We start from the raw sequence: 10,803 nt of genomic DNA on the forward strand, positions 1-10,803 counted from the left end.
CGTGAGATCCCGGGTCACCGGCTAAAAATATACCGATCCCCAAGGCCGAAGAACGAGTGGATGTCGGCACACACCTAGTGCAACGACGTCACTTATGTTGGGCAACGTCCCTCATTCCTTCTTGGAAGCAAACATGTTGTTCCAGTCTGGATCACGAGGAATGTATTTCATTAGCCTCTGCAAGGCGTAGCCGAGGGCGACAAACGCGAAGACAAAAAATATCGACCACCAAGGGTAGCCCCAGTGGCTGAAGCCGATCAGGTCAGTAACGACCACGGGGACAAACAACACTCCCCACACCATGAACATCCACCCCATGACTCTGAATAGGTGGAGCAGTCCTTTGAGGTAGCTCTTGCCGACCGATAGCTTGCCCTTGTTGCGCTGGTAGACAATGGCCGTCGCAACCGCGACGAGAACGAGGCCCGAAAGGGCACTGATTAGGAACTGCATGGCGACGTTAAACAGTCAGATCGTCCTTTCTGTTATGAGGGCGAGCAGCGTCGCTCAACGCATCTGCGTAGGAGTGCGGTGGATCAGCCGCTGGATGAACAAGTAATTGCGATACTTGATGATCATGTAGTTGATGCCAATGAGACAAGCCCAGGTGGCGGCTGGTATGCCAATCCAAGCGATGATCGAATGGGCCTCTTTGAGAGCAACTAGGAAGCCGAGCAGCGGGCCGGAAAAAGAAAGAAGTATGACCAAGAGTTTCGTTGATAATTCATAGTGAATAGCTTCAGCCGTCACGACGATTTTTCCACTGTCGACAGTGCTGTATCGATTGAAGGGAAATACAGAGAACGCCCCGTTTCGGAATTCCACTTCAGGACCTTTTGTCTGGAACATAATACGCTGTCGCTGAAGATCGTCGCATATTGCTTTCACGACACTTTCAGGATCGATGCCCTCGGGAGATCCTGCATTTGCTGTTCCTTCGATTGAGACTGGGAACACGGCTGCCCTCGGTGGGTGAGTTATTTTGCTCCAACTGGAGAACGGCGACCTCCGCCGCTGACGTCGATCATCCGGCCTGGCAGGTCGGCGGCCCGCATTGTTATTGGCCTCAGATTCGCCGCCCAGGCTGCTCGGGCGGCACTAAGTCGACGTAAAAACTGTTGATCATCCATTGGTCGTCGCGCTTCACGAGACCGATCCGAAAGCTTGCGCCGCCGTTTCGGAAGCGAGCCTTGGCGACATAGGATGCGGAGATGCCACCGCCGGAGCCGGTCATATACGACATCGTCGCCTGGCCCGTCGCTCCTTCGTACTCGACCAAAGGGCCAAGCCGCGAGAGTGTGTCGAAGAGCGCAGTCAACTCCTGCGGCTTCGTCTTCTCGCGAAGTTCTGGCGTGGCCCGTTCAAGCAGTTGCTGCTTGGTCCAGGTACCGGCGATGGCTGACACTGCATTGTCGACAAAAGCCCTGCTTTCCGTATCCAGGGCGTTTCCTTTGTAGGCGACCACGCCAATACCAACGGCGATCACCGCGACGACAACCACTGCCACAATGCCGATGACGTAGAACAGGCGGCGCATTGGCGAACTCCCCACCTCAATCCGCTACTCCTGTAGCGTTGTTGAAGGACCACGACGACGGCAATGCAGGAGAACGAGACGACTATTCCGCGAAAGGTGAATCAAAAGCCTCACGTTGACTCGTCGTTATGAGGTGTCTCGCTATTCATGCGGAAGGCGCCCAAAAAAGGCGTACAGAGCGAGGCCCAACAAGAGGCCCGCTCCTATACCTGCTGCTGCTACACTCTCGGATGCAATGCATAGATTCGCGGTCCCTTGAGTGACGAAGCGCTGGTGTCCCTTGAACATTACCGCTTCTGTCAGTCCAGCTTCTTGAGCTGCTGCCGGGGGAGCATTTGCGACGATATGCTCGCAAACACCTGTACCCAGGAGTCCTAAGATTCCGATCAACGAGAGGACCACCGCAGCCATTTTAACGGCATTTGAAAGTGGACTGAATTTGGTGTGCCTTTCCACCATGTCCGATCTCTCGTCACTTGAGCAAGTTTGAGTTTATGGACGGCTGGCCCGGAATTCTTAAACACGACTAGACGCCCTAGGCTCGGCGCTTCAAGACTACCTCGAGAAATGCAGCAATTACTCGAGAGACATCAAGGTCGAAAACGCCAGCGCTCGCGTCAGAGTGCCATCGGTTGTAGCCGCCTTCGAAGTCAGGCGCTGGATTCGCGTCGCTTGAGACCAGCCGATCGACCGAATTGGCAAGCGCACGCTCATCAAACGGCACATGATCTATGCTGAATGGTTCAGCTACCGTTGTTAGGGGGTTGGGAATTTCAACAATGCTTACATGAATGACGCGTTTATCAGCTCTCGATTCAATGCGGCCAATGATTACCTTGGCCGTCGTTGGCGTAGGCGACTTGATCGACCACTTTTGCCGTACGGCGAAGTTGTGCATCGGCTCTGCTCTGACCCTTGGCCAAGGCGCTGCTGCTATCACCGACAGCCCGACAAAGCATCTTCGGGTAGGTATCATCATGCACCTATGCGCCACTGATGACGCGGCTATACAATCTCAAAGTGGGCTTCAATGTCGTATCCGTTTTGCGCACGACATGCAGAGCGATCCTCAAGCAATGCGCGTTGGATGAAGTCCACTTCACTACGGATTTCGGCCGATTGAGTTCGAACTCCTGTAACCCGAATCAAGTATGGCGCAACGGGTTCGGATTGATCCCAGACGATCAACTCCATCAGGGCGTTAATGCTGCGCCCGTAGCTTTCGGACCCACCAAGGGCGCGAACGAGCCCATCATAGACATCGACTATCGATCTCCACGATCGCCCATCGACTTCGATGACGCGCATGTTTGGCCGTTTATGGGTTGATGACGATGACAGGATAGAAGCTCTTGTAGTGATTGTTTGTGTAAAACGCAGCTCCGGTACCTTGATCAATGACTAGTCGCTGAGTTCCAGGAAGACCTCTGAAAGCATTAACATAGTATGTCGTATATCCCTGTGGGCTCGGCGGTGGCAATTGTGCGCCAGTCATTGGTTCGGGCCGGTTGCGATATGGGTGCGGGTTCATAACCTGATTCAATGCAGACGAAGCAATGCCGCTATCTATGTTTCGTAGCGCATCCCCGATTTGCTGCTGCTCCACGGCGGATATCGAATTCCTGTTTAGGTTCCAGGGATCTAGAGTTGGGGACACCCCGGGAATTGGTACAATCCGAACGTCATAGCCACTTTGCGCAAGCTGAACGTTTGGGTCTCGTTGTGGGTTTTGGGTCGGAGAGACCGTTTGGATTGGTGAAACCACAGGAGCGGGAGTTCCTGAGCCGGTGTAGGGCGCCGAATCTCCCGTGGGTATCAATGAAGCCGGCATTGGCGTCCCCGACCATGTGGTTGGGCCGCTGCCCGAGCCAGAATCGCCGATGCTGGGACCCCAGCCACCACTGCTCCAACCACTCTCGGCGGCCAAACCTGTCGGATCGATCGAATTCAACGGGTCGTTATCCACATAGGCATAGAGGAGCGCTGCGCCTGTCGGATCAGTCTGCAGAAACCGTCCGAGCCGCGGCGAATAGTGCCGCGCCCTGTAGTAGTAGAGCCCACTCTCCTGATCAAAGCGCTGGCCGGTGTACCCGAAGGGCGTGGCAGTAGCGGCGCTGGTGCCATAGGGCTGGTAACCGAACTTGACGAGCGCCCCCGTGCTTGAGGCGAATGACGCGATGATCGAGCCAAGCTGATCGGGCAGCAGCGTCGCGCGCGTGCCGCCAGTAATGTTCATCTGGTTCAGCACCGCATTGGGTCCAAGCCCGTAGGCATACCAGCGCAGGAGCGCGCCGCTGCTACCGTCGTACTCTAGCACCTCGCGGTTGTTGGCGTCGGTGACCGAGATGGTCGTGGTGCCGTTGATGGTGCGCGACTTGCGCCGTCCCTGGGCATCGAAGGCGTAGGTGGCGGTATTGCCTGCGCCGTTGGCCGATGTCAGTCGGCTCTCGAGGTCGTACCCCAGCGTATAGGTGCCGTCGGACGTGAGATTGCCGTTGCCGTCGTAGGTCGGGGTGACGGCGCCGACGGCGGTGTATTGGTTGAGGCTGTTGGCAGTGTAGGCGGTGGTCGCGGGCGTCGCCGCGGGATAGGACAGCCAGGTATTGTCATTGAGAGTCTGGCCGATGCGCTGGTTCACCTTGTTGTAGGTATGGTTGAAGGTGACCAGCGGACCCGCCACCGGCGCCGTCGCCGCCGGGGCCGGATCCCACGTCGTTGTGGTCAGCCGGTTCAGGGCATTGTAGGCGTAGCTCGTGCCGTAGGTGACCGTGCTGCCACCTGGCGGCGCAGCGGGGTTGATCGCGGCACTGTTGTCGCTCACGCCGGTCGGCCGGCTGTTAAGATCGTAGCTGTAGGTCACCGCCGCCCCCGAGGTCGGTGTCTTGCTGATCAGCCGGTTCAGCGTGTCGTAGCCGAAGGCGATGTTGGTGGTGGCGCTGGCGCGAGTCTTGCGACCCAGCAGATTGTCGAGGGCGTCGTAGGTGAAGGTCTCGGTGCTGCCATCGGGATAGGTTGTGGTCGCCAGCCGGTCGAAGCCGTCATAGGCGAAGCATGTTGGTTTGTTGCTGGCGCTGCACTGCGTATAGCCGTTGGCGTCCGTCAGCGTCGCGGGCAGGCCATCGGCGGTGTAAGTCCGCTGCACCAGCGGCCCGGCCTGGATGGCAGTGTTGTAGGTGCGATAGGGACGGCTCAGCGCGTCATAGGTGAACTGCGTGATGCGCCCCTCGGCGTCGGTCACCCTCGTCAGCCACCCGAGCAGGTCGTAAGCGTGTCCCTGCATGCTCGATGGCGCTGTGATGGTCTATACGACCAAGTACGAGGGTCCTTTCTTGCAATGATTTTGCGATCGTCACTCGGGTCGTTGTCTTACAATAATGTTGTCCTTCCCAAAGCGAGAACTAAGGCGGTCGATTAAGGCATTCCACGCCGGAGTCCAGCTGCTAAGACTATCATGAGAATACGCGATTAAATTGAACCGGGCCTCTCCGGTAAAATTGTGAACGTAGAAGAAGGTGTCAGGACCAATTCGAACAGAGAAGTTAACTCTGCGCTGCCCTTCCTTCGGGAAGTTTCTTAAGTCGAAGTTCCTCTCCTCTGCGTAAAGCCTTAGCTGCTCCAAAAAAACAGGAACATCTCGATTCGAAACGGTCACTATTACGTGCGCAAGGGGTAGAGAGGTGCTGTCAGGGCCTTGTGCGAGCGAAATGTCGCGCGCGAGAATCGACGTAATGGCGAAGACGGCAAAACTCCTCAGTATCTGCCGTTTCTTAAAGAGTTGGCCGTTGATCTTCAAAGTGTACCCTTAGCAGACCGCTTACTTGCCGGTATTTGGGGCGCTGAACGGCGCTGATGGACTTGGCCCAATGTCGAATGACGGCGCTGGAGAGGCCGCAGGTCCGGGCCAGGATGTAGGATCGGCGCCGAAGGATGGCGACGGCGTTGAAGGACTCGTTGGTAACGGCGCAGCCGGCCCTGACCCTTGCGGAGGTGCCGACGGCAACGGTTGCATGCCTAGGAAGCTTCTTACGTCGGACCATGAGAGACTTGTGCCTATTTCCTGATATAGGGAGCCAGCGGGTTCTACCCGGGCGCCAATCTTCCCACTCATAGAGTATTGAGCCGAATAGTTGACATCGCTCGGAATCGAAGTAGACCTTTGAAAGTTACCCGACCTTCCATACTCATTCACGATGGTAGATCCTTGTGCACTGATCAGTTGTGCATCAACCGGACCCAACGTGAACCCGGCCCCGCCCTTGACGACGTCCCAGCTTACGCGGTCCGTGGCACATCCATGACAAGGGTATCGGCCGCTATCTCCAAGGGGAATGTCTGCTTGGGGTGTAATAGTCGCAGCTATCCCGACATCGCCGAACCGGCCTACGATAAATGCTTGGCCAGAGTTTTCACCTATTCCAAAGGAAAATCCTGCAAAGATGAGATTCACGTCGACGGACCAAAGTCCAAGCGGATCTGCACGGTTTAGCGGGTCGTTCCCGACATAGTTATAAAGATTAAGGTTGCTCGTGTAGCCATTCGGGTCAGGTTGCATAAAACGCCCCAGAACCGGCGAGTAGTGTCGCGCCCGATAGTAGTAGTTGCCGCCCGTCTCCGTATCGATGCGCTGCCCGGTATATCCGAATGGCGTTGCCGCTGCAGCGCTGGTACCGTACGGTTGGTACGCCGACTTCATCAGTGCCCCGGTCGAATCGAACGTCGCAATGACCGACCCCAGGATGTCCGGCACATAGATCGCCCGCGTGCTCCCTGCGATATTCATCTGGTTCAGCACGGCATTGGGTCCGAGCCCGTAGGCGTACCAGCGCAGGAGAGCGCCGGTGCCGCCGTCGTACTCCAGCACTTCGCGGTCGTCGGCGTCGGTGACCGAGATGGTGGTCGTGCCGTTGACGGTGCGTGACTTGCACCGTCCTCGGGTGTCGAAGGCGTAGCTGGCGGTGTTGCCCGCGCCATTGACCGACGTCAGGCGGTTCTCGACGTCATAGCCGAGTGTGTAGGTGCCGTCGGAGGTGAGGTTGCCATTGCCGTCGTAGGTCGGGGTGATGGTCGGCTGGCCGGTGGTGGCGATGGTCGTATACTGATTGAGCGGATTGGCGGGCGTCTGCTTGTAGTCGGTCGTACGCGCACCGGCCGGATAGCTGAGCCAGTTGTTGTCGTTGACGGTCTGGCCGATGCGCTGGTTCACTTTGTTGTAGGTGTGGCCGAACGTGACCAGAGGCCCTGCCGTCGGCGCCGTCGCCGCCGGCGCGGGGTCCCAGGTCGTTCCCGTTAGCCGGTTCAGGGCATCGTAGGCGTAGCTCGTCCCGTAGGTGACCGTGCTGCCGCCCGGCGGCGCAGCGGGGGTGATCGCGGCGCTGTTGTCGCTAACGCCGGTCGGCCGGCTGCTGAGGTCATAGCTGTAGGTCACTACCGGGCCCGAGGTCGGTGTCTTGCTGGTCAGCCGGTTCAGCGTGTCGTAGCCGAAGGCGATGTTGGTGGTGGCAGCGGCGCGGGTCTTGCGGCCCAGCAGATTGTCGCGGGCGTCGTAGGTGAAGGTCTCGGTGCTGCCGAGCGGATAGGTCGTCGTCGCCGGCCGATCGAAGCCATCGTAGGCGAAGGAGGTCGTGTTGCTGTTGGCGTCGGCCAGGCTCGCGAGCAGGCCATCAGCGGTGTAGGTCCGCTGCACCAGCGGTCCTGCCTGGATGGCGGTGTTGTAGGTGCGATAGGGACGGCTCAGCGCGTCATAGGTGAACTGCGCGATACGCCCCTCGGCGTCGGTCACGCTGGCCAGACGTTCGAGCGGATCGTAAGTATAGCGCGTGACGTTGCCTCTGGCGTCCGTTGTCGTCGCGGCCTTGCCTGTGGGCGTATAGGTCGAACTGGTCGTGCGCAGCACGCTGCCGCCAGCGGCCTGCTGGACCTGAAGAAGCCGGCCGTCGGGATCGTAGGTGTTCGTGGTCACGACCCCGGCCGGCGCCGCGCTGGTGCCGGGCGAGGTTGTGGTGATCAGCCGCCGGGCATCGTCGTAGGTGCTGGTGGCCGTCTTGCCGCGGGGATCGGTGACGGACACCACGTCGCCGCGCGCATTGTAGGCCCATGTCGTCGTCAGGTTCAGCCGGCCGGTGCCGGCATCGGCGATCGACAGGATGCGGTTGGCGTATCCGTCGTAGTCGAAGCGCGTGACGCTGCCCATCGGGTCGGTGACCGACGTCACGAGTCCCACCGAATTGTAGGTGAACTGCGTGCGAGCGTTGAAGTGCGGCGCTGTGCCTACGTCGGCGGTCGCCGACACGGCATTGCCGGTCCAGGGATCGTATTCGGCCAGTGCCACCCGGCCGAGCGCATCCGTGACGCGTGTCGGCTTGTTGAAGGTGGGTTCATACACGTAGGACGTCGTGGTCGCGGACAGCGGCGAGCCGGGCTTGGGATTGCGCGTCACCGTGGCGACGTTGTTGACCCAGGGATTGACAGTGTTGTTGTAGGTCCATGACGTGCTGCCACCTTCGGGCTGCGTCACCGCGGAAAGGCGATCGAGGCCGTCATAGACCGTCGCCGTCACCCGGTTGAGGCCGGCGGCATCCTGGATGTCGAACACGGGCTTGCCGCGCGGATTGTAGTAGATGACGTGCTGCGTGCCGTTGGCGTCGTCCTCCTCGCTGCGATAGCCGGCGAAGAAATAGCCGTCGGCTATTCGTTCTCGCGTTGGGTAGTCACATGAGCCAATCGCCACCCTGCCGAACAATTTCGAGATTGCTCTTCATATTAAGATTAACTTCTGGAATGGAGGCCTTAGAAAGGCGCACGATTCGCCCTTCGTCGGCCGGCTCAAATGGAAGCGCTAGGGAGAATCTCGCATTCAACCCGAACCTCAGCATGATAGTCGGCTCGCTCGAAAGTACTGATTTTAGGAACGGCGCAGTGGGTGCGGCACTGCAGAGTAGTAGAAGCGGCTCTTTTACCAGGTCCATCGGTAATGCCCTAAAGCCCAGTTGGCGAATTTTCTCGAGATCCTTATCTGTAACTGCCAAATAGACGGGAACAGCACCCCATCCCCCGTGCAATTGCTGAAGGTGTTTGACCCACGCACTGGTTTCTTCTTCTGTATAGCCGAGCAACAGCCCTACCAATCTCTCTAAAGCATCGTTCCAAGGGTGCCCTTTCGCGGCCCTGGCCAACAAAAGATAGGCATCTATGCGCCACTTTTGGTCCCTTAACGCAAAAAGGCGAACACGCGTGCCAAGCGCGGTCCTTCCGTTGATGGTCTGGGGATCTTCCCAAAGATCTCTGTCTTCATGGCGCACAAATCGGCCTTGCTCCACGAAGCCAGCGAAACTGCGATCAATTTCATCCTCACCAGCACCAGCGAAGATGATGTCGTGGAACATCGCAAGCGGCTTTTGCTCCGCAAGCATAAATTCGAGTTCTCGACCATCGTGCGACTGAGCCGCGAGGTCCTTCATGTTCTCTCCAGCGATGACGAAGAAAAGCCTATCGATCGAGTAATTTTCGATCCTCGGGATTCTTTACATCAAGGTCAAACAACTGCTTTGCACAGTAGTCGCAGAGAAATTGACCTGGTCGCAATGGATGGGGAAAAAGGCCGCCATTTCCATATGATCCGCCTTGACTGCACAGGCCACCTATGCATGGCGTCCGGACAGGTGGTTGCGAGGCAGCTAGTTCGGCAAGGCCGAGTGGATCTATCAAGTTCAAGGGGTCGTTTGAGACGTAGGCGTAGAGGTGCTGGCTTCCAAACTGCTGCAGCGCCGTAGCGGATGGCTGTCCGAGCTGGATCGACAAGGTTGGTTGGAAATGTTCAGACTGAGCCGGCAATGACGGGGCCACTGTGGGCAACAGCGCCACGTCACGTCCGATCGTTGGCTGTGACGTAGGTACAACGAACGGTCCCACTACAGGGAAACCATTGTCTGGAAAGCTCGGGACCTCCGGTAGCGAGTACGTCGATCCTGAATACGTTCCGTGAGAGTCGCTCGACGACGTTGGTGACCACTCAGGGCCAAGAGGGTCCGCTTGCAAGAAGCGGCCCCACTTTGCGGAGTAGTGCCTCGCTCGGTAGTAGTAAAGCCCGCTCTCCTGATCGAAGCGCTGTCCGGTGTACCCGAAGGGCGTGGCGGCAGCAGCACTGTTGCCGTAAGGCTGGTAGCCGAACTTGGTGAGCGCACCCGTGCCCGAGTCGAACGAGGCGATGATGGAGCCGACTTGGCGTCGGCCGGGGCCGTGAAATGGCTAACCGCCCTGTAGATCCACTTTGGTATCGACGGTGTTGTTGCCTACCAAACATTCCAAAGCTTGCCAGTTCTGTCTTGGAACATAGCCGCTTCCTCTCCGACACGATCTTCTTCGCGCAATGATATTGCAATGACAGTATTATTGTCGAAGTGAAGTGAGATCTCCGTTGTGGGGTCAGCAACGGCGACAATGACAAGTCTGCCGATCTGTCCGCAAAGAGCGTCACGGTAGCCCGGTGTCTGCTGTTCCAAGACTCCAAGCGCATTGTTGAGCTTAGGCCACACATAAGCGTTTAAGACGGGCCCATCGAAGTGAAGCTGAATGTAGTCCCGAACAAAGGTGACAGCACTCAGCTCCCTATTTTCCAGATAGGTCAGGGGGGCATCCCTATGCCTCGGTGCGCTCATCTAAATACTCATTAGGGCGGTTGTGCAGGTTGCGATCAGAAGTATCGGTCACGTCGTTTACCCATCCTGCTCCGACAATCAAAACCAAAAGCCGGTTCCAGGTTGGCCGCGCGGCACGAAGAGCAACAATATGAACAGCGCAAAGTTGATGACCATGCTAAAAAACGTGACGTCTCCGAGCGCCGAAAGGCGCTTGTTGTCGAGGCGGCGATACTTGCGAGACATTAGAACACGGCCCATTGGAACTCGCGGCGTGCCGAGGCCGGCGTAAACAGAGCTGGGTAACCTAAGTCGCGCATTGAACGGGATGGGATCTCTTCAGTTCAGCATTGAACTTGGCAGCAGCCCACGCACTCGCCAGGCCGATGACCAACATCGCTAAGAGCACTGATGACCAAACTGTCATTGTCGGCGCCTCCCAATCAACGCCTCATGTGCCAGGTACGTTGGAAAGGGTCCTTGCGGACATCGATGATGACCGCGCATGCAAACAAGACAAACGCCCCCCAAAAGAGAGATGCATGGAGCGCATCATACAAAGTTGTCAGATAGATCGTTCTGCTGCGAACGAGCATTGGAACGGCGGCTTCACCGGAAGGTTTGGTCGGCATA

At 57.8% G+C, this 10,803-nt stretch carries 12 protein-coding genes; all 12 read right to left on the reverse strand.

All coding sequences use genetic code 11. The features are described from left to right. Positions 1 to 111: 111 nt before the first annotated feature. Positions 112 to 453, reverse strand: a complete 342-nt coding sequence (locus RSO01_RS43925) for a hypothetical protein (RefSeq protein ID WP_147156937.1) — start codon at positions 451 to 453, stop codon at positions 112 to 114. Positions 454 to 507: 54 nt separating this feature from the next. Then, positions 508 to 957 carry a hypothetical protein gene (locus RSO01_RS43930; protein ID WP_147156938.1) on the reverse strand — a complete coding sequence of 150 codons (450 nt, stop codon included), beginning with the start codon at positions 955 to 957 and terminating at the stop codon, positions 508 to 510. 109 nt (positions 958 to 1,066) lie between these two features. Continuing rightward, positions 1,067 to 1,537 (reverse strand): hypothetical protein, encoded by a 471-nt coding sequence (locus RSO01_RS43935; protein ID WP_147156939.1) that lies wholly within the window; start codon positions 1,535 to 1,537, stop codon positions 1,067 to 1,069. 535 nt (positions 1,538 to 2,072) lie between these two features. Next, the gene (locus tag RSO01_RS43940; RefSeq protein WP_147156940.1) at positions 2,073 to 2,435 is read right to left on the reverse strand and encodes a hypothetical protein; all 363 of its coding nucleotides are present in this window, start codon (positions 2,433 to 2,435) and stop codon (positions 2,073 to 2,075) included. Positions 2,436 to 2,542: 107 nt separating this feature from the next. Beyond that, positions 2,543 to 2,845 carry a barstar family protein gene (locus tag RSO01_RS43945; protein ID WP_147156941.1) on the reverse strand — a complete coding sequence of 101 codons (303 nt, stop codon included), beginning with the start codon at positions 2,843 to 2,845 and terminating at the stop codon, positions 2,543 to 2,545. 10 nt (positions 2,846 to 2,855) lie between these two features. Further along, positions 2,856 to 4,775 carry an RHS repeat-associated core domain-containing protein gene (locus RSO01_RS43950; protein ID WP_170303830.1) on the reverse strand — a complete coding sequence of 640 codons (1,920 nt, stop codon included), beginning with the start codon at positions 4,773 to 4,775 and terminating at the stop codon, positions 2,856 to 2,858. Positions 4,776 to 5,351: 576 nt separating this feature from the next. Next, a complete protein-coding gene (locus tag RSO01_RS43955; protein ID WP_170303831.1) occupies positions 5,352 to 8,264 on the reverse strand; it encodes an RHS repeat-associated core domain-containing protein in 2,913 nt (970 codons plus the stop codon). Next, positions 8,245 to 8,994, reverse strand: coding sequence for a hypothetical protein (locus RSO01_RS43960; RefSeq protein WP_147156944.1), 750 nt, complete (start codon positions 8,992 to 8,994; stop codon positions 8,245 to 8,247). Before RSO01_RS43960 ends, RSO01_RS43955 begins: the two co-directional genes overlap by 20 nt. A gap of 28 nt (positions 8,995 to 9,022) precedes the next feature. Continuing rightward, a complete protein-coding gene (locus RSO01_RS50180; RefSeq protein WP_147156946.1) occupies positions 9,023 to 9,745 on the reverse strand; it encodes an RHS repeat-associated core domain-containing protein in 723 nt (240 codons plus the stop codon). An 80-nt stretch (positions 9,746 to 9,825) separates the two neighbouring features. Then, positions 9,826 to 10,191, reverse strand: coding sequence for a hypothetical protein (locus tag RSO01_RS43970; protein WP_147156945.1), 366 nt, complete (start codon positions 10,189 to 10,191; stop codon positions 9,826 to 9,828). 78 nt (positions 10,192 to 10,269) lie between these two features. Next, entirely contained in the window at positions 10,270 to 10,416 is a 147-nt protein-coding gene (locus RSO01_RS48100; protein ID WP_170303832.1) for a hypothetical protein, read from the reverse strand. A gap of 197 nt (positions 10,417 to 10,613) precedes the next feature. After that, the coding region (locus RSO01_RS48700; protein ID WP_218037647.1) for a hypothetical protein at positions 10,614 to 10,803 on the reverse strand (190 nt) is incomplete at its 5' end.

Origin of the sequence: Reyranella soli (genome assembly GCF_007992495.1) — a bacterium.
Lineage (GTDB): Bacteria > Pseudomonadota > Alphaproteobacteria > Reyranellales > Reyranellaceae > Reyranella > Reyranella soli.